This window comes from Streptomyces sp. NPDC048424 (genome assembly GCF_040651555.1).
In the GTDB taxonomy this organism is placed as follows: domain Bacteria; phylum Actinomycetota; class Actinomycetes; order Streptomycetales; family Streptomycetaceae; genus Streptomyces.
The window spans coordinates 1-23,441 of record NZ_JBEZKE010000045.1; the positions used below are offsets into that span (position 1 = coordinate 1).

General features: G+C 70.8%; 20 protein-coding genes, 1 tRNA gene and 1 riboswitch. Of the genes, 7 read left to right on the plus strand and 14 right to left on the minus strand.

Annotation, left to right across the window (positions count from 1 at the left end; genetic code table 11):
• Positions 1–140: 140 nt before the first annotated feature.
• The gene (locus tag AB0D29_RS35745; RefSeq protein ID WP_351292358.1) at positions 141–983 is read right to left on the minus strand and encodes a MurR/RpiR family transcriptional regulator; all 843 of its coding nucleotides are present in this window, start codon (positions 981–983) and stop codon (positions 141–143) included.
• A 152-nt stretch (positions 984–1,135) separates the two neighbouring features.
• On the opposite strand from AB0D29_RS35745, the gene AB0D29_RS35750 reads away from it, so the two are divergent.
• Positions 1,136–1,510 carry a hypothetical protein gene (locus tag AB0D29_RS35750; RefSeq protein ID WP_030716468.1) on the plus strand — a complete coding sequence of 125 codons (375 nt, stop codon included), beginning with the start codon at positions 1,136–1,138 and terminating at the stop codon, positions 1,508–1,510.
• 319 nt (positions 1,511–1,829) lie between these two features.
• Here AB0D29_RS35750 and AB0D29_RS35755 read toward each other — a convergent pair whose 3' ends face one another.
• The gene (locus AB0D29_RS35755) at positions 1,830–3,212 is read right to left on the minus strand and encodes a cystathionine beta-synthase (protein ID WP_362860034.1); all 1,383 of its coding nucleotides are present in this window, start codon (positions 3,210–3,212) and stop codon (positions 1,830–1,832) included.
• Positions 3,213–3,340: 128 nt separating this feature from the next.
• Between AB0D29_RS35755 and AB0D29_RS35760 the strand changes: the two genes are divergently transcribed.
• From AB0D29_RS35760 to AB0D29_RS35770, 3 genes are all read left to right on the plus strand, one after another.
• Positions 3,341–4,360, plus strand: a complete 1,020-nt coding sequence (locus AB0D29_RS35760) for an SGNH/GDSL hydrolase family protein (protein ID WP_362859999.1) — start codon at positions 3,341–3,343, stop codon at positions 4,358–4,360.
• Positions 4,361–4,656: 296 nt separating this feature from the next.
• Positions 4,657–5,877, plus strand: coding sequence for an acetyl-CoA C-acetyltransferase (locus AB0D29_RS35765; RefSeq protein ID WP_362860001.1), 1,221 nt, complete (start codon positions 4,657–4,659; stop codon positions 5,875–5,877).
• A 343-nt stretch (positions 5,878–6,220) separates the two neighbouring features.
• Positions 6,221–7,036 (plus strand): hypothetical protein, encoded by an 816-nt coding sequence (locus AB0D29_RS35770; RefSeq protein WP_362860035.1) that lies wholly within the window; start codon positions 6,221–6,223, stop codon positions 7,034–7,036.
• On the opposite strand, the gene AB0D29_RS35775 is transcribed toward AB0D29_RS35770, so the two are convergent.
• Positions 7,020–7,364, minus strand: coding sequence for a hypothetical protein (locus AB0D29_RS35775; protein WP_362860002.1), 345 nt, complete (start codon positions 7,362–7,364; stop codon positions 7,020–7,022). The two genes, AB0D29_RS35770 and AB0D29_RS35775, sit on opposite strands and share 17 nt — an antisense overlap.
• A gap of 101 nt (positions 7,365–7,465) precedes the next feature.
• Between AB0D29_RS35775 and AB0D29_RS35780 the strand changes: the two genes are divergently transcribed.
• A complete protein-coding gene (locus AB0D29_RS35780) occupies positions 7,466–7,696 on the plus strand; it encodes a DUF4287 domain-containing protein (protein WP_030716449.1) in 231 nt (76 codons plus the stop codon).
• Positions 7,697–7,809: 113 nt separating this feature from the next.
• Here the strand turns inward: AB0D29_RS35780 and AB0D29_RS35785 are convergent, their stop codons facing one another.
• Both AB0D29_RS35785 and AB0D29_RS35790 read right to left on the minus strand, forming a co-directional pair.
• Positions 7,810–8,661, minus strand: coding sequence for a Bax inhibitor-1/YccA family protein (locus tag AB0D29_RS35785; RefSeq protein WP_362860004.1), 852 nt, complete (start codon positions 8,659–8,661; stop codon positions 7,810–7,812).
• 146 nt (positions 8,662–8,807) lie between these two features.
• Positions 8,808–8,889, minus strand: a tRNA-Leu gene (locus AB0D29_RS35790).
• Between the two features lie 408 nt (positions 8,890–9,297).
• Here AB0D29_RS35790 and AB0D29_RS35795 point away from each other — a divergent pair.
• Positions 9,298–10,062 (plus strand): ABC transporter ATP-binding protein, encoded by a 765-nt coding sequence (locus AB0D29_RS35795; RefSeq protein WP_362860036.1) that lies wholly within the window; start codon positions 9,298–9,300, stop codon positions 10,060–10,062.
• 58 nt (positions 10,063–10,120) lie between these two features.
• Positions 10,121–12,673 (plus strand): FtsX-like permease family protein, encoded by a 2,553-nt coding sequence (locus tag AB0D29_RS35800; protein ID WP_362860006.1) that lies wholly within the window; start codon positions 10,121–10,123, stop codon positions 12,671–12,673.
• A gap of 79 nt (positions 12,674–12,752) precedes the next feature.
• On the opposite strand, the gene AB0D29_RS35805 is transcribed toward AB0D29_RS35800, so the two are convergent.
• The 9 genes from AB0D29_RS35805 to AB0D29_RS35845 all read right to left on the minus strand — a co-directional run bounded on the left by AB0D29_RS35805 (position 12,753) and on the right by AB0D29_RS35845 (position 23,355).
• The gene (locus AB0D29_RS35805; protein ID WP_362860007.1) at positions 12,753–14,198 is read right to left on the minus strand and encodes a cyclopropane-fatty-acyl-phospholipid synthase family protein; all 1,446 of its coding nucleotides are present in this window, start codon (positions 14,196–14,198) and stop codon (positions 12,753–12,755) included.
• Between the two features lie 145 nt (positions 14,199–14,343).
• Positions 14,344–15,720: an NAD(P)/FAD-dependent oxidoreductase gene (locus AB0D29_RS35810; RefSeq protein WP_362860009.1), complete on the minus strand. Its 1,377-nt coding sequence runs from the start codon at positions 15,718–15,720 to the stop codon at positions 14,344–14,346.
• A gap of 390 nt (positions 15,721–16,110) precedes the next feature.
• A complete protein-coding gene (locus AB0D29_RS35815) occupies positions 16,111–17,052 on the minus strand; it encodes a Ppx/GppA phosphatase family protein (RefSeq protein WP_362860010.1) in 942 nt (313 codons plus the stop codon).
• Positions 17,049–17,588 (minus strand): DUF501 domain-containing protein, encoded by a 540-nt coding sequence (locus AB0D29_RS35820; RefSeq protein ID WP_362860012.1) that lies wholly within the window; start codon positions 17,586–17,588, stop codon positions 17,049–17,051. Before AB0D29_RS35820 ends, AB0D29_RS35815 begins: the two co-directional genes overlap by 4 nt.
• 47 nt (positions 17,589–17,635) lie before the next feature.
• Positions 17,636–18,124, minus strand: coding sequence for a septum formation initiator family protein (locus AB0D29_RS35825; RefSeq protein WP_362860014.1), 489 nt, complete (start codon positions 18,122–18,124; stop codon positions 17,636–17,638).
• 100 nt (positions 18,125–18,224) lie between these two features.
• The gene (gene eno, locus AB0D29_RS35830) at positions 18,225–19,511 is read right to left on the minus strand and encodes a phosphopyruvate hydratase (protein ID WP_362860015.1); all 1,287 of its coding nucleotides are present in this window, start codon (positions 19,509–19,511) and stop codon (positions 18,225–18,227) included.
• Positions 19,512–19,785: 274 nt separating this feature from the next.
• Positions 19,786–20,487 (minus strand): transglycosylase family protein, encoded by a 702-nt coding sequence (locus AB0D29_RS35835; RefSeq protein ID WP_362860016.1) that lies wholly within the window; start codon positions 20,485–20,487, stop codon positions 19,786–19,788.
• A 3-nt stretch (positions 20,488–20,490) separates the two neighbouring features.
• A riboswitch (cyclic di-AMP (ydaO/yuaA leader) is annotated at positions 20,491–20,663 on the minus strand.
• A 276-nt stretch (positions 20,664–20,939) separates the two neighbouring features.
• Positions 20,940–21,977, minus strand: coding sequence for a transglycosylase family protein (locus AB0D29_RS35840; RefSeq protein WP_362860017.1), 1,038 nt, complete (start codon positions 21,975–21,977; stop codon positions 20,940–20,942).
• A gap of 70 nt (positions 21,978–22,047) precedes the next feature.
• Complete coding sequence (locus AB0D29_RS35845) at positions 22,048–23,355, minus strand: cytochrome P450 (RefSeq protein WP_362860018.1); 1,308 nt, start codon at positions 23,353–23,355, stop codon at positions 22,048–22,050.
• Between the last annotated feature and the right edge of the window lie 86 nt (positions 23,356–23,441).

The window sequence follows — 23,441 nt, forward strand, 5'->3', positions numbered from 1 at the left end:
AAACGCCGGAGGGGCTGGATGGTGCGACCTCAGCCAAATCCAGCCCCTCCGGCGTTTGAGGAGCGGGGTGCGGGGCGGAGCCCCGGTCTTTCAGCCGCGCCGAGCCCTGGGGTCTGGAGCCGCGCCGGCGATTGAGGCGGCTATTCCACGAAGAGGCCGCGCGCCGCGGCTCGGGCGTCGAAGGCTTCCAGCCGCGCCTGCGCGTCCGGCAGCGCGTCCGCCATCGCCTCCAGCAGCACCCGCCCCAACAGCATCGGCGCGCACGCCGTGTCGAAGGCCAGCCCCGTCCCGACCGGCGCCGGGATCAGCAGGTCCGAGTGGCGGGCCACGGGCGCGAAGGCCGAGTCGGCGACCGTCACCACGGTCAGCCCGGCCGCCCGCGCGTGCTCCAGCGCCTCCGCCACCTCCCGGGGATGCCTCGGCAGCGCGAAGCACAGCAGCGCCGAGGCCCCCGCGCCGGCGGCCGCGTCGATGCGGTCGGCGAGCATCGAGCCGCCCTCGTCGAGGAGGCGTACGTCCGGGTGCACCTTGGCGGCGAAGTACGCGAACCCGCGCGCCTGCGAGGACGCCGCCCGCAGCCCGAGCACCGGCAGCGGCGCCGAGGCGGCGAGCAGCCGCCCCGCCTCCTCCACCGGCGCGGGATCGGCGAGCATCTCCGCCAGCTGCCGCAGGTTCTCGATCTCGCCCAGGACGGCCTGCTGGTACTCGTTGTACGAGTCCTCCTGCGCGGCCTCGACCCGCTCGGCGGGAGCCACCTCGCGCAGGTGCCGGCGCAGCGCGGGATATCCGTCGAAGCCGAGCGCCACCGCGAACCGGGTCACCGACGGCTGGCTCACCCCGGCCAGCTCGGCGAGCTCGACGCTCGACAGGAAGGGCACCTCCGCCGCCCCGCGCACCATGCAGTGCGCGATCCGCCGCTGCGTGGGCGTCAGCCGGTGCCCCTCGAACAGCTTCTGCAGCCGCGCGGCCGGGCTGTCGCTCATTCCCGTCCCCTCCGTCCCCATGGGTCTATTCAGTCACCGAGCACTCTGCATGTGGTTATGCAGCTCGGCAAGCCGCGCCCGCGATGCGGATGCGCGCGGATACGGGGGATAGCCCCAGTGCGGGGGCCCGCGGCGCTTCCTACGGTGGGGGCATGGACGCCCACGCCCAAGAGCTGAAGAAGGAACTCGACGCCACGCTGGACGCCCGGCGGGAGCTGGGTCCGGAGTACGAGGCCGCACTGGTGGACTCGTTCGTCGAGAAGGTCGACACCCAGGTCCGGCGGCGCCTCGCGGAGGAACGTCTGTCCGCGGCCCGCGGCGAGACCCGCCCCTCCGCCTCGCCCGCGGACGGGAACTTCGGCGAACGCTTCGGCTTCGCGATCATCACGCTGGTGCTGGCGGTCCCGCTGTCGGCCATCGCCGCCGCGCAGGCGCACTTCAGCGGTCTTCTGGTCGCCTGGGCCGGGATCGTGGGCGTGAACTTCATCCACGCCAACAAACGCTTCCGGCGCCGGTCCGCCGAATAAGGCCGAACACGGCCGCATAAGGCCCCGCACAAGAGTGTGCGCGGGGACCGCCGCACCCTCGGTCGCCCGAGGGGCGGGACGACGGCGGTCCCCGCGAAGGACACGGCCGGGTCAGGGCCGTCCGCGTCCGTGGCGTCCGCGCGGTCCGGGAGCCGCTCCGGAGGTACGCGTACGCCGTTCGGTGGTGTCGGCCGGGTTCCGGTCTCCCGGTCTTCCCTGCCGACAACCACCACTGTGCCCCAGCCGTGTTAAGCCGGTGCTGCCGTCACGTGTCATGCCCGTACCGTTTGCACGAAGGCCACGCGCGGCCCCGTACGGGCTACTTGGCGGACTTGGCCAGGAACGCCAGCAGGTCCTGACGGCTCACCACACCGGTGGGCTTGCCCTCGACGAGCACGATCGCCGCGTCCGCCTCGCCGAGCACCGCCATCAGCTCGGACACCGGCTCGCCCGAGCCGACCTGCGGCAGCGGCGAGCTCATGTGCTTCTCCAGCGGGTCGGTCAGCGAGGCCCGCTGCGCGAACAGCGCCGCCAGCAGCTCCTTCTCGACGACCGAGCCGATGACCTCGGCGGCCATCACGTCCGGGTGACCGGCGCCCGGCTTGACGATGGGCATCTGCGAGACGCCGTACTCCCGCAGGACCTCGATCGCCTGGCCGACCGTCTCCTCCGGGTGCATGTGGACGAGGGAGGGGATGCCGCCCTCCTTGTCGTTCAGCACGTCACCGATGCGCGCGGCGGGGCCGGCCTCCTCCAGGAAGCCGTGGCCCGCCATCCACTCGTCGCTGAAGATCTTGCTGAGGTAGCCGCGGCCGCTGTCCGGCAGCAGGACGACGACGACGTCGTCCGGGCCGAGGCCCTCGGCGGCCTTCAGCGCGGCCACGACGGCCATGCCGCAGGAGCCGCCGACGAGGAGGCCCTCCTCCTTGGCGAGGCGGCGGGTCATCTGGAAGGAGTCCTTGTCGGACACCGCGATGATCTCGTCGGTGACGTTCGGGTCGTAGGCGGTCGGCCAGAAGTCCTCGCCGACGCCCTCGACCAGGTACGGACGCCCGGAGCCGCCGGAGTAGACCGAACCCTCGGGGTCGGCGCCGATGACCTTGACCTTCCCGCCGCTGACCTCCTTGAGGTAGTTGCCGGTACCGGAAATCGTGCCGCCCGTGCCGACGCCGGCGACGAAGTGGGTGATCTTCCCGTCCGTCTGCTCCCACAGCTCGGGACCGGTGGTCTCGTAGTGCGAACGGGGGTTGTTCGGGTTGCTGTACTGGTCGGGCTTCCAGGCGCCGGGCTCGCGCGCGAGGCGGTCGGACACGTTGTAGTACGAGTCCGGGTGCTCGGGGTCGACGGCGGTCGGGCAGACCACGACCTCCGCGCCGTACGCGCGCATCACGTTGATCTTGTCCATGGACACCTTGTCAGGGCAGACGAAGATGCACTTGTAGCCCTTCTGCTGGGCCACGATGGCGAGTCCTACACCCGTGTTGCCGCTGGTCGGCTCCACGATGGTGCCGCCGGGCTTGAGGGCTCCGCTCTGCTCGGCGGCCTCGATCATCCGTACGGCGATCCGGTCCTTCACGGATCCACCGGGATTGAAGTACTCGACCTTCGCAAGGACGGTGGCCTGCAGGCCTTCGGTCACACGGTTGAGCTTCACCAGCGGGGTGTTGCCGACGAGGCTGATCATCGAGTCGTGGAATTGCACCATGTTCTCCAAGGAGGGGACTCCACGGGTTCTCCGGGAGGTCTGGCCAGAGTATGCGTAAAGGGATTGGCCGACCGTGCGTACGGGGCAGGTAGGGATCAATGAGGACCGAGGAGGTGGCCTGAAGGGTGTCCAGGGCGAGAACGGCCCGCCGGATCGCGGCGGGGGCAGCGTACGGCGGGGGCGGACTCGGACTGGTCGGGGCCGCCGCGGTGGGTCTGGTGCTGGCCGAGGTGCAGTTCGCCAAGCGGACGGTGGGCACCGGGCTGGGCGATCCGCCGCGCGCCGACGGGCTGTACGGGAGCGAGTTCGGCGGCCCGGAACAGAGCCCGGGACCGCTGCGCCTGGGCATGCTGGGTGATTCCACGGCCGCGGGGCTCGGCGTACGGCGGGCCCGGCAGACGCCGGCGGCCCTGCTGGCGTCCGGGCTGGCGGCGGTGGCCGAGCGCCCGGTGGAGCTGCGCAACGTGGCCCTGTCGGGGGCCATGTCGGACGATCTGGACCGGCAGGTGGGGCTGCTGCTGAACGACGAGGTGCCGGCCCCGGACGTGTGCGTGATCATGATCGGCGCGAACGACGTGACGCGCCGGATGCCGCCGACCCACTCCGTGCGCTGCCTGACCTCGGCCGTGCGGCGGCTGCGGATGGCGGGGGCCGAGGTCGTCGTGGGCACCTGCCCGGACCTGGGCACGATCGAGCCGGTGTACCAGCCGCTGCGCTGGGTGGCCCGGCGGGTCTCGCGGCAGCTGGCCGCCGCGCAGACCATAGGAGTGGTCGCGCTGGGCGCCCGTACGGTCTCCATGGGTGACCTGCTGGGCCCGGAGTTCGCCGCGAACCCGCGCGAGATGTTCGGCCCGGACTCCTACCACCCGTCGGCGGAGGGGTACGCGACGGCCGCCATGGCCGTGCTGCCGACGCTGTGCGCGGCGCTCGGCCTGTGGCCGGAGTCGGACCGGCTGGACGTGTCCCGCGACGAGGACATGCTCCCTGTGGCGAAGGCCGCGTCCGCCGCGGCGGGCCAGGCGGGCACGGAGGTCACGGCCGCCCGCGGCCCGTGGGTCCTGCTCAAACACCGCCGCCGACGCCGCGTCCAGGCCGAAGACCCCTCGTCCCCGGCCGACCCCGGATTCAGCGCCTCCGGCGTCTGAGGCACGGGCCCGGGGCGGCGCCCCCGTTCAGCCTCGCTCTTCCAGCCCCGCCGGCGTTTGAGGCGCGGACCCCGGGGGCTGGGCCCCGTCTTTCAGCCCCGCCGGCGTTTGAGGCGCGGGGTCTGGGGCAGCGCCCCAGCAGCAGCGCCGCACCTCTCGGCACACGGCGCCACGCCCCGATGGACCGCAACCCCCCGCGGGAGCGACCGGCATCACACCCCCACCCCGGTGACCTCGACCGTACGGGGCGGTAACTTCGCATGCGGTCCCGCCACGACGCACCCCTTGGAGTCCCGATGCCCGAAGCCGTCATCGTTTCCACCGCCCGCTCTCCCATCGGGCGCGCCGGCAAGGGGTCCCTCAAGGACGTCCGCCCGGACGACCTGACCGCGACGATCATCCAGGCCGCCCTCGCCAAGATCCCCGAGCTGGACCCGCGCCAGATCGACGACCTGATGCTCGGCTGCGGCCTCCCCGGCGGCGAGCAGGGCCACAACCTGGCCCGCATCGTGGCCGTGCAGATGGGCATGGACTACCTGCCCGGCACCACGATCACCCGCTACTGTTCCTCCTCGCTCCAGACCTCCCGCATGGCGCTGCACGCCATCAAGGCCGGCGAGGGCGACGTCTTCATCTCCGCGGGCGTCGAGACGGTCTCCCGGTTCGCGAAGGGCTCCTCGGACGGCCTGCCCGACACGCACAACCCGCTCTTCGGCGACGCGGAGGCCCGTACGGCCGCCGTCGCGCAGAGCGAGGGCTCCTCGTGGCACGACCCGCGCGCGGACGGCCTGATCCCGGACGCCTACATCTCGATGGGGCAGACCGCGGAGAACCTGGCCCGCCTCAAGGGCGTGACCCGCCAGGACATGGACGAGTTCGGCGTGCGCTCGCAGAACCTCGCCGAAGAGGCCATCAAGAACGGCTTCTGGGCCCGCGAGATCACCCCGGTCACCACCCCGGACGGCACGGTCGTCTCCACCGACGACGGCCCGCGCGCCGGCGTGACCCTGGAGGGCGTCCAGGGCCTCAAGCCCGTCTTCCGCCCCGACGGCCTGATCACGGCCGGCAACTGCTGCCCGCTCAACGACGGCGCCGCGGCGCTGGTCATCATGAGCGACACCAAGGCCCGCGAGCTGGGCCTGACCCCGCTGGCCCGGATCGTCTCCACCGGCGTCACCGCCCTCTCCCCCGAGATCATGGGCCTGGGCCCGGTCGAGGCGTCGAAGCAGGCCCTGAAGCGGGCCGGCCTGACGGTCGGCGACATCGACCTGTTCGAGATCAACGAGGCCTTCGCGGCCCAGGTCATCCCGTCGTACCGGGACCTGGAGATCCCCCTCGACAAGCTGAACGTCAACGGCGGAGCCATCGCCGTCGGTCACCCCTTCGGGATGACCGGTGCCCGCATCACCGGCACTCTGATCAACAGCCTGCAGTTCCACGACAAGCAGTTCGGCCTCGAGACGATGTGCGTGGGTGGCGGCCAGGGCATGGCCATGGTCATCGAGCGGCTGAGCTAAGAACGATCGGCTGAGCTAAACCTGTCGGTTTGAACTGATCCAAAGCGATCTGATCAAGAGCAGGCCCCAGTCGCCGCAAGGGATCCGGCCGGATCCCTTGCGGCGTACTGACGCCGAATCTAACCCCGTCGCGGCCGACCTGTGACCGAATCTCCCCCAGGATGTGACCTATCTCCTGGGGGATCGGCATTTGCGCAGGTCAGTGACCATTCGGGGGGCGTGGGTGTGACCAAAGCCCTGTCCAATTCGTGACGTAATGCACTGCACGCCATTCCCAGGTCGGGACACTCTGATGTAGGAAGTCGGGGGATCGAATCACCTCAGGAGTTAGTCAGTGAGCGCCATGCCTCTTGCCCTGCTGCTGACCACCGCCGCCGCCGCGGCCGTGGGCGCTGCTGCGCTGCACGCCGTCCACGGTCTGCGCAAGCAGGTCACCGCCCTGCGCACTGAGCTGGCGGCGCCGGTCCACCACCGCGGTGCGACCGTCCCGCACGCCCGCAGCGCCGTGGAGTCCCCCGCCGCCGAGATACGAGCCGCCGTGGCCGAAGCCCTCGCCGAGGAGCGCGAGCGCGAGCTGGCCGAGGCGCGCGCCTTCTGGGCCGCGCAGGAGGCCCGCGACGCCGCCGACGCCCCGTCGCTGCTGGGCGGCCTGGCCGGGCTCGGCGAGGACAGCCCCGTCTTCCTGCCCCGGCAGGCCGACATGGTGGGCCTGGAGCCCGTCCTGGGCGAGGAGGTCCTCGACGAGCTCCCCGGCTACCCCGAGGACTCGGCCGAGCTGGCCGCCGCCCGCCGGCGCCACCCCTCGCACCCCGACTTCGTACCGGTCCAGGCCTCGCACCCGGGCGCCGACCACGAGCGCACCGTCAACCGCCTGGAGGAGCTCGCGGAGGCCCGTACGGCCCTCGCGGACGTCCGCCCCGGCCCGCTGGGCACGCTCGACGTGTACGTGTTCACCGACGGCACGACGCTCTGCATGACCCCCGGGCACCGCGAGACCGCGGAGCGCCTCGCCGAGGCCCTGCGCTCGGGCACCGCCCCGGTCCTGCTGGGCGGCTCGGGCATCTCCGGCGCCTACGCGCTGACCTTCTCGTGCGGTGACCTCGAGGACCCCGACAGCAACGTCTACATCCTCGCGGACCGCGTCATCGCATCGCTCTGATCTCCGCCTGCTCCACCAGCCCCACGGCCTCGTCCAGCACCACGGACGGGGCCGTCGCGCCGTCCGGGGCGGCCGGCGCGGCGCGCAGCGCCTCGGCGAGGTCCAGTCCGGCCACGGCCACTTGGTCCCCGACGACGAAGATGCCGGCGTCCGGCACTTCCCGCGGCGCCTGTTCGGGGGCCTCCAGCCGCTGCGCCCGTACGGAGAGCTCGCGGGCCAGTTCCAGGGCCACGGCGGCGGCTCCCTGCTGCAGGCGGCTCTGCGGCGCGGCCCGCAGCCGGTCGGCGAAACGTTCCACGACGGCGGTCAGGGGCGAAGTATCAAGCACCCGGCCGACCTTACGCGCCGCCCGGGCACCATTGCCAACGGGCGAACTCTCCGGCACGGTGGCGTGAAGAGAACAGCACGGCGATACCTCCGGAGGCGCCCATGTCCGTAGAGTTCTCCGAACAGACACACCGCAACATGATCGACAGAATCCCCCAGACCACCGGTCGTGAGGTCTCCGACTGGCTCCGCACCGTCGACGAAGGCCCCTCACTCGTCCGGTTCGAGGAGAAGGTCAGCTGGCTGCGCGGCGCGCACGAGCTGTCGTACGGCCAGGCCAAGGCGATCATCCACGAGTACGACCTGCGCAGAGCAGCGCGCCGGTTCGGCTGAACCCTCCCCCGACCCCCGTTCCCTAGACACGGGAAGGCCCCGCGAGCGGTGTGCTCGCGGGGCCTTCCCCATGCCGTGTGTGGCGCGCAGGCCGGGGTGGCCTGCGGGTCCTGCTAGTCGTCGCCCGAGAGGATCGAGAAGATGCGCAGCATCTCCACGTAGATCCACGCCAGGGTGACGGTGAGGCCGAAGGCCGCCAGCCAGGCCTCGTCGCGCGGGGCGCCGTAGGCGATGCCGTCCTCGACCTGCTTGAAGTCCAGGGCGAGGAAGCAGGCGCCGAGGATGACGCCGATGGCACCGAACAGCAGGCCGAGGCCGCCGGTGCGGAAGCCGAGGCCGTCACCGCCGCCGAAGACCGCGAACAGCGTGTTCGTGAGCATCAGGAGGATGAAGCCGAGGGTCGCGGCCATCACGAAGCCGTAGAAACGGCGCGTGACGCGGATCCAGCCCATCTTGTACCCGAGGAGCACGGCGGCGAAGACGCACATCGTGCCCATCACGGCCTGGATGACCACGCCGGGGCTGAGGTAGGTGCTGACGGCCGCGCTGATGACGCCGAGGAAGACACCCTCGAACGCCGCGTAGGCCAGGATCACGGCCGGGGAGGCCTTGCGCTTGAAGGACTGGACGATCACCAGGACGAAGGCGATCAGGGCCGCCACGATACCGATGGCGTACGACTTGCCGAGGTTGGCCGGGTCGACCGGCAGCAGCACCCAGGAGAGGGTTGCCGTGACGATGAGCGTGCCGAGCGTCATGGCCGTACGGCTCACGACGTCGTCGATGGTCATCGCCTCGGCGCGCGCCGGTGCCTGCGGCATACCCGTGGTCGGGTCGGTCGCGTACGGGTTCGTCGCGTACGGGTTGGTCCCGGCCTGCTGGTGCTGCGGCGCTGCAAAGCCCGCCTGGCCACCGTTGTCGCGGCTGAACCCCCGTCGCGAGAAGACCGGGTTACTGCTCCTCATCTCACTCCTCCGTGGCCGCCGAGCGCGGCCTTGCAACAAGAGTAATGCGCTCGCAAAGAAAGCACCCTACTGCTGGAGGAGGATCTTAGGAGAAGGCAGGGCGAAGCGCAGGAGATAAAAGGGCGGGCCTCGCGAGAACTGCGGAGTGCCCGGAGCCGGACTTGAACCGGCACGGCCCGAAGGCCAGCGAGGTTTAAGCTCGCCGTGTCTGCATTCCACCATCCGGGCAGGGCGTGGCGGCCCCCGTGGAAAAGCCTTCAACGCTTGATCCGAGCCTATCCGCAACACCGTCGCCGTTGATCGCCCGTCAACCCGATGTTGTCTGATTTTATTGGCGCTTGAGGGATCGTCAGACCCGAGAATGCACGGTCGGCCCGTTCTGGGCGCCGCTCACCACCTGTACGGGATTGACGGGATTTCGACGGCCGCGCCACCCCGCGCGCCACCCTCCGCGCCACCCCGGGCCACCGCCCCGCCGATCAGGGCTCTTGTCATACCAGAGGAGGAGGAGCGAGGCCCCTTGTCAGACTCCAGTGGGCCGGGAAACAAGCTCGGCGGCTGATCCGGAGCGGGGGTGCGCGCAGCGAGGATGGGAACGTCCCGCACCGCAGATCGAGGAGCCGTCCTGTGACCACCATGAACTACGCCCCGCACACCACTCAGGCCGTGGCCGCCCGCGCCACCGGCCTCTCCAAGGTGTACGGCCAGGGCGAGACCCAGGTGGTCGCCCTGGACAACGTCTCGGTGGACTTCGGGCAGGGGCAGTTCACCGCGATCATGGGCCCCTCGGGCTCCGGCAAGTCCACGCTGATGCACTGCGTCGCCGGCCTGGACACCTTCTCCGCCGGCTCCGTCCGCATAGGCGAGACCGAGCTCGGCGCCCTCAAGGACAAGCAGCTCACCCAGCTGCGCCGGGACAAGATCGGCTTCATCTTCCAGGCCTTCAACCTGCTGCCGACGCTGACGGCCCTGGAGAACATCACGCTCCCCATGGACATCGCCGGCCGCAAGCCCGACAAGCAGTGGCTGGACAACGTGATCAGCATGGTCGGCCTCGCCGGCCGGCTGGGCCACCGCCCCACCCAGCTCTCCGGCGGCCAGCAGCAGCGCGTGGCCGTGGCCCGCGCCCTGGCTTCCCGCCCCGAGATCATCTTCGGTGACGAGCCCACCGGAAACCTCGACTCCCGCTCCGGCGCCGAGGTCCTCGGCTTCCTGCGCAACTCGGTGCGCGAGCTCGGCCAGACCGTCGTGATGGTCACCCACGACCCGGTGGCCGCCTCCTACGCGGACCGCGTCATCTTCCTGGCCGACGGCCGGATCGTCGACGAGATGTACGGGCCCACCGCCGACGGCGTGCTCGACCGCATGAAGGCGTTCGACGCCAAGGGCCGCACCAGCTGACCCGGGATCTCCCTCCCCGCCCTCCTCCAGACCTCCAGCCCCAGGACTGAGATCCCCCATGTTCCGTACCGCCCTGCGCAACGTCCTCGCGCACAAGGCCCGGCTGCTGATGACGGTCCTCGCCGTCACCCTCGGCGTCGCCTTCGTCTCCGGCACCCTCGTCTTCACCGACACCCTCAAGAAGTCCCTCTCCGGCCAGTCCGCCAAGAGCTACGAAGGCGTGGCCGTCTCCGTCACCTCGTACGGCCAGGGCCGCGACGACAACGGACAGAAGGAGGGCGAGCCCGGCCTCAGCCAGCAGACCCTCGACAAGGTCAAGGCCCTCGGCGGGGTCGAATCCGTCTCCGGCCGCGTCTCCGGCTTCGCCGGCGTGGGCGACGAGAACGGCAAGCTGATCGGCGCCGGCTGGTCCAACAAGGGCTCCAACTACGCCCCCGTCAAGGACGGCAAGGACCCGCACTACGTCTTCGCCCAGGGCGCCGGCCCCGCCAAGGCCGACGAGATCGCGCTCGACAAGGCGACCGCGGACGCGGGCAACTACCACGTCGGCGACAAGGTCCGCGTCGCCACCAACGGCCCGGTCAAGGAGTACTCCCTCGCCGGCGTCTTCACCACCGAGGACGGCGCCGTCCAGGCCGGCGGCAGCCTCGTGCTCTTCGACACCAAGGTCGCCCAGGAGCTCTACCTCAAGCCCGGCTACTACCAGGAGCTGTCGGTGGCCGCCAAGGCCGGCGCCTCCGCCGACCAGCTGCTCGCCGAGATCAAGCCGCTGCTCAACGACAAGCACACCAAGGCGCAGACCGGCGCGGCCCTCGCCAAGGAGCAGGCCGAGCAGATCGAGAAGGGCCTGAGCAGCATGAGCACCATGCTGCTCGTGTTCGCCGGCATCTCGCTCTTCGTCGGCGTCTTCCTGATCTACAACACCTTCACCATGCTGGTCACCCAGCGCACCAAGGAGCTGGCCCTGCTGCGCGCCGTCGGCGCGAACCGCGGTCAGGTCATGCGCTCGGTCCTCGCCGAGGCCCTGGTCGTCGGCGCCGTGTCCGCCGCCATCGGCCTGCTCAGCGGCCTCGGCCTGGCGATCGGCATGCGCTCCCTGATCGGCTCCTTCGGCGCCAAGCTGCCGGGCGGCGACCTCGTGGTCGCGCCGGGCACCATCATCGCGGCCCTGGTCATCGGCGTCCTGGTCACCACGCTGGCCGCGCTGCTGCCCGCCTGGCGCACCGGCCGGATCGCCCCCGTCGCCGCCATGGGCAGCGCCCACCTGCCGGCCTCGGCCAAGTCCCTCGTGCTGCGCAACGTCAGCGGCTCCGTCATCGGCGTCCTCGCCGTCGGCCTGGTCCTGCTGGGCGTGTCCAAGGGCGGCTCCAGCGGCCGCATGATCATGGGCGCGGGCGCGTTCTTCATGCTCATCGGCCTGATCGTGCTGCTGCCGCTGCTCTCCAAGCCGGTCATCTCGGCGGTCCGCCCCCTGCTCCAGAAGGTGTTCGGGGTTCCCGGCAAGCTGGCCGCGCAGAACGCCGTCCGCAACCCGCGCCGCACCGCCGTCACCGCCGCCTCCCTGGCGATCGGCCTGACCCTGGTCACCACGCTGTCCGTGCTCGGCATCACCGTCGGCAAGGTCGTCGACCGCATGAGCACCGAGAAGCTCAGGGCGGACTACCGGGTCTCCATGGCGGGCGACATGGGCAGCCTGGACAAGTCGGTGGCCGAGACCCTGGCCAAGGCTCCCGGCATCAAGGCGGTCTCCCCGCAGGCGGCGGGCTTCCTCAGGGTCGGCGAGGACTACCGCTCGGCCTCCGGTGTCACCCCCGGCGCCATCGACCAGATGCTGAACATCGAGGTCCTCAGCGGTTCGCTGGACGCCCTCGGCAAGGGCGAGCTGGCGGTCGCCGAGAAGACCGCCAAGAAGGCGAACCTGGCCGTCGGCTCCACGCTCCAGGTCCAGTTCGACGACGGCCAGCAGGGCACCCTGAAGGTCGGCGCGGTCTACAAGGACCTGGAGGGCCTGCTCTCCCCGTACGTCATCGACAACAAGGTCCTCAGCGCCCACAGCGAGGAGCAGTACATCCCCGAGGTGTACGTCAACGTCGACGGCGGTGCCTCCTCGGCCGGCCAGCAGAAGGTCGTCGACGCCCTCGGCAAGAACCCGGCCATCACCGTCGCCACCCAGCAGGACATGCGCAACGAGATGGGCGGCATGATCAACACGATGCTGAACGTCATGTACGGCCTGCTCGGCATGGCGCTGATCATCTCGGTGCTCGGTGTCGTCAACACCCTGGCGATGTCCGTCTTCGAGCGGACCCAGGAGATCGGCATGCTGCGGGCGATCGGTCTCGACCGCCGCCGGGTGAAGAACATGATCCGCCTGGAGGCCGTGGTGATCTCGCTCTTCGGCGCGGTCCTGGGCGTCGCCATCGGCGTCTTCCTCGCCTGGGCCGTCGGCACCACGATCGCGAAGTCCATGCCGAACTACGAGCTGGTCCTCCCGTGGGACCGGATCGGCATCTTCCTCCTGCTGGCCGCCGTGGTCGGCGTCCTGGCCGCCATGTGGCCGGCCCGCAGCGCCGCCCGCCTGAACATGCTGACGGCCATCAAGACCGAATAGCGCGGCGCGGGACAGCGAAGCGACAGGGCCCCGGGGCAACGCGCCCCGGGGCCCTGCCCGTTGTGCACATACGTTTCCGCTACGCCCCCCAGGTGCGCAGCCGCAGCGGCAGGCCCGAGTCGCCGCCCGGCGCGGGCTTCACCGCGAGGACCTGGTTGACCCCGAGCCGGCCGTGCTCGAAGCCGAGCGCGGAGGCCGCCATGTAGAGCTGCCAGACCCGGGCCCGGCCCGGCGAGGTCAGCCGTACGGCCTCGTCCCAGTGCTCCTGGAGCCCCGCCACCCAGGCCCGCAGGGTCAGCGCGTAGTGCTCGCGCAGCGCCTCCACGTCGCGGACCTCGAAGCCGGCCCGCTCCAGTTCGCCGACGGTGGTGCCGAGCGGGGAGAGCTCGCCGTCGGGGAAGACGTAGGCGTCGATGAACTCGTCGATCCGGTACGCCGTCTCGTCGGGCTCCGGCGGACGGGCGATCTGGTGGTTCAGCAGCCGCCCGCCGGGGCGCAGCAGGGCGTGCAGGGTGCGGGCGTACTCCCGGTAGCGCTCGGATCCGACGTGTTCGGCCATCCCGATGGAGGAAATCGCGTCGTAAGGACCGTCCCTGACGTCCCGGTAGTCCTGGATGCGCAGCTCGACGAGGTCGGCCAGGCCCGCCTCGGCGACCCGTTTGCGGCCGTACGCGGCCTGCTCGCGCGAGAGCGTGATCCCGGTGACCCGGGCCCCGTACTCGCGGGCCGCGTGCAGCGCCATGGAGCCCCAGCCGCAGCCCACGTCGAGGAGGTGGTCACCGGGCCGCAGGGCGAGCTTGCGGCAGACCAGGTCGAGCTTGTCCCGCTGGGCCTGCTCCAGGGTGGAGCCGGGGCTCCAGTAGGCGCAGGAGTACACCATCGAGGGGCCGAGCACCCGCTCGTAGAAGTCGTTGCCGACGTCGTAGTGGTGGCTGATGGCCTGGCGGTCGCGCCCCTTGCTGTGCCGCGGCCCGCCCCGCCGGACGGCCTCCTCGGCGGGGGGCGGGGGCGGCGGCAGGGGTCCGGCGAGCGCGATCAGCTCCCGTACGGCCGCCCGGTACACCGGGTCCCGCCATTTGGCCCCCGGCAACTGGGGCAGCTCGGGCAGCCGGGGCAGCCTCGGGCGGGCCGCGATGCCCTTGCGGGCCGTGTGGGGCCCCGGACGCCCGCCCGCCGCCACGGCGGCCGCGCGGGGTCGTTCCGGGCCCGCCGGGCGCGCCCCCGGCCCGGCGGGGGCGGCGGGCAGCGGGTCGCGCTCGCGCTCCCACAGGACCCCCGCCACGCGGTCCAGCAGGGCGAACAGGTCGCCCTCGACGGTCAGTTCCCCCGCCACCCATGCGCGGGCCAGGCCCAGTTCGCCGGGCTTCCACAGCACCCGCCGCACGGCTCGGCGGTCGTGGACGACGAGCACGGGGCCGTTCGGCGGGCCGGCCTCGCTGCCGTCCCAGGCCCGGACGCGCACCGGCAGCGGGGCACCCAGCAGTGTCTCGGCAACAGCAGCCAGCCGCGGCGCGGCGTCGGTCATGGCGCACCTCCACAAAAGCTCCGACCCCTCCGTCTACCCATCCCGGAGCCCGGGTACGCCGAAGGGGCCGCCCGCACCACGGATGGCGGGCGGCCCCTTCGGGGACGTGCAGGTGTGACTCAGGGTCCTGCCGGCAGGCGCCGGGTCAGGAAGCCTTGGCCTTCTGGGCCGTGGAGGCCGGAGCCGGGGCCGGCTTGGCGGCCTCGTAGAACTCCTCGCGCGGGGTTTCGAGAGCACCCAGCGAGACGACCTCGCGCTTGAGGAACATGCCGAGGGTCCAGTCGGCGAAGACGCGGATCTTGCGGTTCCAGGTCGGCATGGCCATGCCGTGGTAGCCACGGTGCATGTACCAGGCGAGCCGGCCCTTGAGCTTGATCTTCATCTTGCCCATGACGATCATCGCGACGCCCTTGTGGAGGCCGAGGCCCGCCACCGCACCCTTGTTGGAGTGCGAGTACTCGGCCTGCGGGAAGCCCCGCATGCCCGAGATGACGTTGTCGCCGAGGACCTTGGCCTGGCGCAGCGCGTGCTGGGCGTTCGGCGGGCACCAGGCGTTCTCGACGCCGGCCTTGCGGGCGGCCATGTCGGGAACCTGGGCGTTGTCGCCGGCGGTCCAGATGTAGTCCGTGCCCGTGACCTGGAGGGTCGGCTGGGCGTCGACGTGGCCGCGGGGGCCCAGCGGCAGGCCGTAGCGGGCCAGCACCGGGTTGGGCTTGACGCCGGCGGTCCACACGATGGTGTTGGAGTCGACCTCGAGGCCGTTCTTCAGCACCACGTGGCCGTCCACGCAGGAGTCCATGGAGGTGTTGAGGTAGATCTCGATGCCGCGGGACTCGAGGTGCTCCTTGCCCCAGGTGCCGAGCTTGGGCCCGACCTCGGGAAGGATCTTGTCGGCCGCGTCGACCAGGATGAAGCGCATGTCCTCGCGCTTGATCGTGGAGTAGTACTTCGCGGCGTCGCGGGCCATGTCCTCGACCTCGCCGATCGTCTCGGCACCGGCGAAGCCGCCGCCGACGAAGACGAAGGTGAGGGCCTTGCGGCGGACGTTCTCGTCCGTCGTGGACTCGGCCTTGTCGAGCTGCTCGAGGACGTGGTTGCGCAGGCCGATGCCCTCTTCGACGCCCTTCATGCCGATGCCCTGTTCGGCGAGGCCGGGGATCGGGAAGGTGCGGGAGACGGCGCCGAGCGCGATCACCAGGTAGTCGAAGGGCAGCTCGTACGCCTCGCCGACGAGCGGCGTGACGACGGCGACCTTGCGGTCCTGGTCGATGCTGGTGACCCGGCCGGTGAGAACCTCTGCCTTGGGCAGCACGCGTCGCAGCGGGACGACGACGTGCCGAGGCGAGATGCTGCCTGCGGCCACTTCAGGGAGGAAGGGCTGGTAGGTCATGTACGAGCGCGGGTCGACGACCGTGACGGTCGCCTCGCCGTAGCGCATCTTCTTCATGATGCGCTTGGCTGCGTACAGGCCTACGTACCCACCTCCTACAACGAGGATCCTGGGACGCTCCGTGGTGCTCATGGAACGAGTATCCAGCACCCAAAGGGGTGTCGCTCGTGAGCCCCTTCACAAGGAGTCGAAAGGCCTCTGCTACACTCCGCCGCCCACGTGACGGACGTCATGGCGCGCAACGGGAACCACCGTGTAACGGGAGTCGTTGTTCACCCGTCCTGAACTGGCCTCCAAGGCCTGAAGCGGACTGGACCACAGGGCTTCGTCCATACCTCTGACGCGGAACCCGCGGCGTCCGCCGATCGCACGAACACGCACAGAAAAGGGCCTGAGGGCCTCCGGAGGGGCCCAAACGGCCCTCCCATCGGCCCTACAGGCCCCTTTTCCTTGTGAAGAACTTCACGAACTTTATGTGGATCACGGGCCCGAAGACCCCCCAACCCCAGGTTCGAAGGTCGTTCAGGCGATCGACCAAGCGATTCCGTCGAGGATGTCGTGCTCGGAGACGATGACCTCGGTGGCGCCGATCCGCTCCATGATCGCCAGGAGCACCAGCACGCCGGCCCCGATCACGTCCACCCGGCCCGGGTGCATCACGGGGATCGCCGCGCGCTCGGCGTGGGTCGCCGTCAGCATCCGCTCACTGACCTCGCGGACCTGCTCGTAGGTGATCCGCGAGTGGTGGATCTCCGAGGAGAGGTACTCCGGCAGGCCGAGGACGATCCCGGCCACCGTGGTCACCGAACCGGCCAGGCCCACCAGGGTGCGCGCCTCGGCCAGCGGGACGCTCTCGGCGGCCAGGTCGAGGGCGGCCTCGATGTCGGCCCGCATCGCGGCGATCTGTGCCGGGGACGGCGGGTCGGTGACGACCCCGTCCACCACCAGGTGACGCTCGGTCATCCGGACGCAGCCCACGTCCACGGAGCGGGCGGCGCGCACGTGGTCCTCGCCGACCACGAACTCGGTCGAACCGCCGCCGATGTCGACCACCAGGAACGGCCGTTCCAGGTGGTCGTGGGCGACGAGCTCCTTGGTGGCGCCGGTGAAGGAGAACTCGGCCTCCTGGTCGCCGGAGATCACCTCGGGCTCCACGCCCAGGATGTCCTTGACGCCCTGCACGAACTCGTCGCGGTTCTCGGCGTCCCGGGAGGCGGAGGTGGCCACGAAGCGCACCTTCTGCGCTCCGAGTTCCTTGATGACCGCGGCGTACTCGCGGCAGGCGGCGAAGGTGCGCTCCAGCGCCTCCGGGGCGAGGCGCCCGGTCCGGTCCACGCCCTGGCCGAGGCGGACGATGGTCATCCGCCGGTCCAGCTCGATCAGCTCGCCGGTGGCCGGGTCGCAGTCCGCGACGAGGAGCCGGATGGAGTTCGTACCGCAGTCGATGCCGGCGACCCGGCTCACGCGTCCGACTCCTTCTTCTGTGCGCACGGGGTGACGCAGGCGCCCTTGGCCCACCACTCGGGCAGCATCGCCAGGGCCTCGTCGCCGAACGGGTTCACGCCCGGGCCCGCGGCCAGGGAGTGACCGACCAGCACGTGCAGGCACTTGACCCGGTCCGGCATCCCGCCGGCGCTCGGGAAGCCCTGGAGCACCTCGATGGCGTCGCGGCGCCGGATGTAGTCCTCGTGCGCGGCCTGGTAGGCGGCGGCGAGCTCCGGGTCCTCGGCGAGCCGGGCCTGCATCTCCTTCATCACGCCGTTGGCCTCCAGCGTGCCGATCGCGGAGGCCGCGCGCGGGCACGTCAGGTAGTACAGCGTGGGGAAGGGGGTGCCGTCGGGGAGCCGCGGGGCGGTCTCCACCACGTCCGGCTGCCCGCAGGGGCAGCGGTGCGCGATGGCGCGCAGCCCGCGCGGCGGGCGGCCGAGCTGCTGCTCGAACGCCTCGATGTCCGCGTCGGTCGGCTCGGTCCGGTCGGTCTGGGGCGGGGGCGTCTGCATGCCTGGAGGAAGTCTCTTCGTTCGGTTCTATGACGGATGGAACTGGTTCAGTCGCCGGGGCGGTCGGCCTTGTCGACGCCGTCCCAGACGTTCGAGTACCAGGGGCGGTCGGAGCCGGCCTGGCCGGCCCGGTGCGGTTCCGGGGGCTGGGCCCCGGGGTCGCTCATGATGTAGCCGATCTCCCCCGGGCGCAGGAAGTGCAGGTGCCTGCGCGCCTGCTGCTCGGCGTAGGCGTCGTCCTGCCAGCGGGCCTTCTCGTCGCGCAGCCGCTCCAGGCGGACCCGCGCGGTGGCGGCGGCCCGCTGCTGCTCCGCGATCTCCGAACGCTGGGAGACGTACTGGCGCATCGGGTACGCGAGGGCGACGACCAGGGTACAGAGGACGAGCACCAGGAGTGCGGCCCGGCCGGTGAGCCGGCTGCGGCGGACCTGCCGGCGCGACTGCGAGCGGTAGACGTGGGCGGCGGTCCGCTCACCGAGCTGCTTGAGCCTGGTCGCGGTGGAGAAGGTGGAGAACCGATCCCGGTTCCCGGCCATTGGTCCGCCTCCCCTGAGTACGCACTACGCAAATACGTCCCCGCACACGGTACGGGACCGAGTGCGGGGACGTACGGAGGCCAGCCCCTCAGGGGGGTGATTAGCCCTTGAAGCGCGGGAAGGCGCTGCGGCCCGCGTACACCGCGGCGTCGTCGAGGATCTCCTCGATGCGCAGCAGCTGGTTGTACTTGGCGACGCGGTCCGAGCGGGCCGGGGCGCCGGTCTTGATCTGACCGCAGTTCACGGCGACGGCGAGGTCGGCGATGGTGACGTCCTCGGTCTCGCCGGAGCGGTGGGACATCATGCACTTGAAGCCGTTGCGCTGGGCCATCTCGACGGCGTCCAGGGTCTCGGTCAGCGAACCGATCTGGTTCACCTTCACGAGCAGGGCGTTCGCGGAGCCCTCCTCGATGCCGCGGGCCAGGCGCTCCGGGTTGGTGACGAAGAGGTCGTCGCCGACGATCTGGACCTTGGAGCCCAGCTTGTCGGTGATGACCTTCCAGCCGGCCCAGTCGTCCTCGTACAGCGGGTCCTCGATGGAGACCAGCGGGTACGCGGAGACGAGCTCCTCGTAGTACTCGGTCATCTCGGCGGCCGAGCGGGACTGGCCCTCGAACTCGTACTTGCCGTCCTTGTAGAACTCGGACGCGGCGACGTCGAGCGCGAGCGCGATGTCCTTGCCCGGGGTGTAGCCGGCCTGCTTGATGGCCTCGACGATGAGGTCGAGCGCGGCGCGGTTGGACTCCAGGTTCGGCGCGAAGCCGCCCTCGTCGCCCAGGCCGGTGGAGAGGCCCTTGGTGTGCAGGACCTTCTTGAGGGTGTGGTAGACCTCGGCACCCCAACGCAGCGCCTCGGAGAAGGACTCCGCGCCGATCGGGGCGATCATGAACTCCTGGATGTCCACGTTGGAGTCGGCGTGCGACCCACCGTTGAGGATGTTCATCATCGGAACGGGCAGCAGGTGCGCGTTCGGACCGCCGAGGTAACGGAAGAGCGGCAGGTCCGAGGCCTCGGACGCGGCGTGCGCGACGGCGAGGGAGACGCCGAGGATGGCGTTGGCGCCGAGGGAGCCCTTGTTGTCGGTGGCATCCAGGTCGAACATGGCCTGGTCGATCAGGCGCTGCTCGGTGGCGTCGTAGCCGACGAGCTCCGGGCCGATCTGCTCGATGACGGCGAGGACGGCCTTCTCGACACCCTTGCCGAAGTAACGGTTGGGGTCACCGTCACGGAGCTCGATGGCCTCGAATGCACCGGTGGAGGCGCCGGACGGAACTGCAGCACGGCCGGTGCTGCCATCGTCGAGGCCCACCTCGACCTCGACCGTGGGGTTGCCTCGGGAGTCCAGGATTTCCCGGGCTACGACGACGTCGATGGACGGCACGAGCATCTCCTTCTGGGATGTGACGCTGGGTGTGCGGTGGCATGTCAGGCCGTGGGACGGCCTTGCCGCTTAGAGCCTAACCGGCCCGGGGCACTCGACCGGCCGACCGCCCGACCCCTGGGACGAAAAAGGGACCGAATACCCCTCTTCCGGGACATAGGTCTCTGGATCGTGGCCCGTCATGCGGTACGCACACCGCCGCCCGGCGCGTGGGGACAGGCGCGCCGGGCGGGGGGAATGCTGTGCGTTGCGTACGCTCCTGCGGCTATTGCCGCAGTGTTCAGCTGAGCTTCAGCTTCTGACCCGGGAAGATCAGGTCGGCGTCCGAGACGATGTCCTTGTTCAGCTCGAAGAGCTTCTCCCAGCCGCCCTTGACGCCGTTGGCCTCGGCGATGGTGCCCAGGGTGTCGCCGGCCTTGACCTCGTACGAGCCGTTGCCGGTCTTCGGGGCCTCGGGGGCCGCCGGGCGCTCGGAGCGGGTGGTCGGGGCCTCGGAGCGCTTGGTCTCCTTCTTCGGCGTGGCCTTCGGGGCGGCCTTCGTCTCGGTCTTCTTCGAGTCGGCCTTCGGCTTGTTCTGCGTCGAGGTCTCCGTGCCGCCGCCGGCGTAGGAGGAGTTCGACAGACCCTTGCCGCAGCTCGGCCAGGCGCCCTTGCCCTGGCCCTTGAGGACCTTCTCGGCGACGGCTATCTGCTGGGACTTCGAGGCCTGGTTGGCCTGCGCGGCGTACGACTTGCCGCCGTACGCGGCCCACGTCGAGGACGAGAACTGCAGTCCGCCGTAGTAGCCGTTGCCCGTGTTGATGGACCAGTTGCCGCCGGACTCGCACTGCGCGACCTTGTCCCACTCGGACGCGGTGGCGGCGCTGGCGGTGCCCGCGGCCATCAGGGGGGCGGCGACGGCCACACCGGCGACACCGGCGAGCGTGACGATGCGGACGGCCTTGGAGGCGCGACGGTGCTTGCCCTTGCCGGAAAGCAGCATGGAGTTTCTCCTCACCGACGCCTACGAGGTGAGCTGTCGGGTTCGGGCGAGTGAGTTGCCCGGCCGTGCGACCTAGCGCACGTCTTAACCCCTAGCCGGTGGCGTGACCGTCTCTCAACGGCCGCTCCCGGCGCCTACCTTGGTTCCCCCGCTCCTGCCTTCGGCGCTTGACGCGACGACTGTTCCCCCCGTCCGCCGGCAGGATTCGGCGATGCGGTCGAAGGAGCCCGCGGTGGCGGGCGAATCAGAAGGTAGACAGGTCTCTCCCCGATGTTCAACGAGGAACATCGGGGAGAGGGGGTCCCTACTTGCGTTCTCCGCAGGGGTGTTTGCGCAGGTGAGGGCGGGGTTTGCGGAAGCTCCGGGGCGGGACACGCCAGTTGACCTGAAGAGACACATGTCTCACTTACAGATAACCGACAATCAGTTCTTTCCGGGCGCCCGAAGTGTCCTTATTGCAGGGTTAGATCCAGGTTCTGTCCGGGCTTGATCAGGTTGGCGTCCTCGCCGATGACCTGCTCGTTGGCCTCGTAGAGGCCGTTCCACCCGCCCTTGACTCCCTTGGCAACCGCGATGGTCGCCAGGCTGTCGCCCTCCTGGACGGTGTACGTGGGGGTCGACGCGGCGTCAGACGGGACGGGCGCCTCGGTCGCGGGCGCACCGCGGTGCTTGCCGCTGCCCTCGGCCGGAGCGCCTTCCGGAGTGGCGCCCGGGGTCGCGGGGGCGGTCGGGGCGGCCGGGTCCGTCGGGGTCGCACCCGGGGTGGTGGGCGGGGTCGTGGGCGACGAGGGGTCCACCGGGAGGGTAGGAGCCGTCGGGTCGACGGGGGGCAGCGGCGTGGTGCCCGGGGTGCCCGGGAGCGTCGGCTGCGACGGGTCGACGGGAGGCGTCGTCGGGACGTCCGGCGCCGGCATGACGGGGAGTCCGACGGACGGCGCGTCGGGGATCAGGAAGGGGCTGCCGGTCGGGCTGGGGGCCGCGTGGGTCGGGGCGCCGAAGTCCTTGGCCGGCTCGCCGCCGGTGGTGGACGGCACCGCGTCGTCCGGGCGGGAGGGCGAGGGGGCGATCGGGCCGGAGGTGCCGGGCAGGCCGGGATCCACCTTGGCGGCGGGGCTCTGCTGCTCCAGGCCGGCCGAGGTGGCGCACAGCGGCCACGCCTGCGGCCCCTGCGAGGCCAGCACCCGCTCGGCCACGGCGATCTGCTGGGACCGGCTCGCGAGGTCGGCGCGCTCGGCGAAGTCGAGTCCGCCGGCGCTCTGCCACTCCTCCTGGGTGAACTGCAGCCCGCCGTACGCACCGCTGCCGAAGTTGGCACTCCAGGAGCCGCCGCTCTCGCACTCGGCGACCTTGTCCCAGGTCGCGGTGTCGGCAGCGGTGGCATTGGTGGCGGCTAGCAGCGGCAGTGCCAGCGCGGAGCCAGTGACTCCGGCTGTGACTACCAGCGCGGGGACCTGGCGGGGGCGTCTGTGGCGGCCGTTCCCGGAACGCATGAGGGTGCACCTTTCGCATAACAGCGGGGTAACGGCAGAACCTAGCGGCCTTCGAACGATTGTCACAAGTTCAAGCGGGATCTGACTTTTCATCAGAAGCCGCGCAAGTGTTTTGAGCCGTGAACCTGACGGGAAGAGTACGTAGCCCTCGCATGATCAACCCCCCGCGCCAGCGCAGGTCTTGGGGTGGAACGGCCAGTTCCAGATCCGGCAGGCGCGTCAGCAGGGTCGCGAGCGCGGTCTGTCCTTCGAGTCGCGCGAGCGGGGCGCCCAGGCAGTAGTGGATGCCGTGCCCGTACCCGAGGTGCTGGTTGTCGGTGCGGGAGAGGTCGAGGGTATCCGGTTCCGCGAACCGCTCGGGGTCGCGGTCGGCGGCCGCGAGGACGACCAGGACCGGGTCCCCGGCCTCGATCCGCTGCCCGCCGAGGGTCAGCGGCTCGGTGGCGAACCGCCACGTCGCCAGCTCCACGGGGCCGTCGTAGCGCAGGAGTTCCTCGACCCCGGTGGCCAGCAGACCGGTCTCGCCGGCGGCGAGGGAGCGCTGGAGGCGCTCGCGCTCGCCGGGGTTCATGAAGAGGGAGTGGACCCCGTTGCCGATGAGGTTCACGGTCGTCTCGAAGCCCGCGAAGAGCAGGATGAAGGCCATGGCGGTGGCCTCGGCCTCACTGAGGTGGTCCCCGTGGTCGCTCGCCCGGATCAGATCCGAGATGAGGTCATTGCCCAGATCATCCCTTTTGCGATGGATGAGTTCACCGAGATAGGTCCGCATCTGCTTCACCGAGCGGGCGACGCCGCCGCGCGGGCCGCCGCCGTGGCGGATCATCATCCCGGCCCAGTCGCGGAAGTCGTCCTGGTCCTCGCGCGGTACGCCGAGCATCTCGCAGATGGCGTAGATGGGGAGCGGGAAGGCGAACTCGTGGATGAGGTCCGCTTCCCCCTTGCTCGCGAAGCGGTCGATGAGGTGGTCGGTCAGCTCCTGCACCCGCGGGGTGAACTCGGCGACCCGGCGCGGGGTGAACGCCTTCGACACCAGCCGCCGCAGCCGGGTGTGGTCCGGCGGGTCGATGTTGAGCAGGTGCGTCATCAGCTCCGCCTTGCGCTCCCCCGGGATCCCGGTCTTGCCCTTGGCGTGCGCGGGCTCCGCGTGGTGCGCCGGATTCTTGCTCAGCCGCTGGTCGGCGAGGGCCTGGCGGGCGTCGGCGTACCGGGTGACCAGCCAGGCGTCGACCCCGCTGGGGAGCTTGGTGCGGTGCACCGGCGAGTGCTCGCGCAGCCAGGCGTAGGCCGGGTAGGGGTCGGTCGCGAACTCCCAGTCGAAGAGGGTCGGGCCCTCGGCGGAGGGGGTGTCGGCGGGGTCTGCGGGGGTCTGCTCATGCACGTCACGACCGTATCCCGACGCAGGACCGCCATCCCATATGGCCCGTTCGTCGCGGCTGTCCGTAGATCGGCCATCGCTTGACCTCG

Excerpts from the sequence above, each read along its gene's own strand:
- AB0D29_RS35745 (WP_351292358.1), bottom strand. The coding sequence starts at position 983 with ATGAGCGACAGCCCGGCCGCGCGGCTGCAGAAGCTGTTCGAGGGGCAC.
- AB0D29_RS35750 (WP_030716468.1), top strand. The coding sequence starts at position 1,136 with ATGGACGCCCACGCCCAAGAGCTGAAGAAGGAACTCGACGCCACGCTG.
- AB0D29_RS35765 (WP_362860001.1), top strand. The coding sequence starts at position 4,657 with ATGCCCGAAGCCGTCATCGTTTCCACCGCCCGCTCTCCCATCGGGCGC.
- AB0D29_RS35770 (WP_362860035.1), top strand. The coding sequence starts at position 6,221 with ATGCCTCTTGCCCTGCTGCTGACCACCGCCGCCGCCGCGGCCGTGGGC.
- AB0D29_RS35780 (WP_030716449.1), top strand. The coding sequence starts at position 7,466 with ATGTCCGTAGAGTTCTCCGAACAGACACACCGCAACATGATCGACAGA.
- AB0D29_RS35785 (WP_362860004.1), bottom strand. The coding sequence starts at position 8,661 with ATGAGGAGCAGTAACCCGGTCTTCTCGCGACGGGGGTTCAGCCGCGAC.
- AB0D29_RS35795 (WP_362860036.1), top strand. The coding sequence starts at position 9,298 with ATGAACTACGCCCCGCACACCACTCAGGCCGTGGCCGCCCGCGCCACC.
- AB0D29_RS35800 (WP_362860006.1), top strand. The coding sequence starts at position 10,121 with ATGTTCCGTACCGCCCTGCGCAACGTCCTCGCGCACAAGGCCCGGCTG.
- AB0D29_RS35805 (WP_362860007.1), bottom strand. The coding sequence starts at position 14,198 with ATGACCGACGCCGCGCCGCGGCTGGCTGCTGTTGCCGAGACACTGCTG.
- AB0D29_RS35810 (WP_362860009.1), bottom strand. The coding sequence starts at position 15,720 with ATGAGCACCACGGAGCGTCCCAGGATCCTCGTTGTAGGAGGTGGGTAC.
- AB0D29_RS35820 (WP_362860012.1), bottom strand. The coding sequence starts at position 17,588 with ATGCAGACGCCCCCGCCCCAGACCGACCGGACCGAGCCGACCGACGCG.
- AB0D29_RS35825 (WP_362860014.1), bottom strand. The coding sequence starts at position 18,124 with ATGGCCGGGAACCGGGATCGGTTCTCCACCTTCTCCACCGCGACCAGG.
- eno (WP_362860015.1), bottom strand. The coding sequence starts at position 19,511 with ATGCTCGTGCCGTCCATCGACGTCGTCGTAGCCCGGGAAATCCTGGAC.
- AB0D29_RS35835 (WP_362860016.1), bottom strand. The coding sequence starts at position 20,487 with ATGCTGCTTTCCGGCAAGGGCAAGCACCGTCGCGCCTCCAAGGCCGTC.
- AB0D29_RS35840 (WP_362860017.1), bottom strand. The coding sequence starts at position 21,977 with ATGCGTTCCGGGAACGGCCGCCACAGACGCCCCCGCCAGGTCCCCGCG.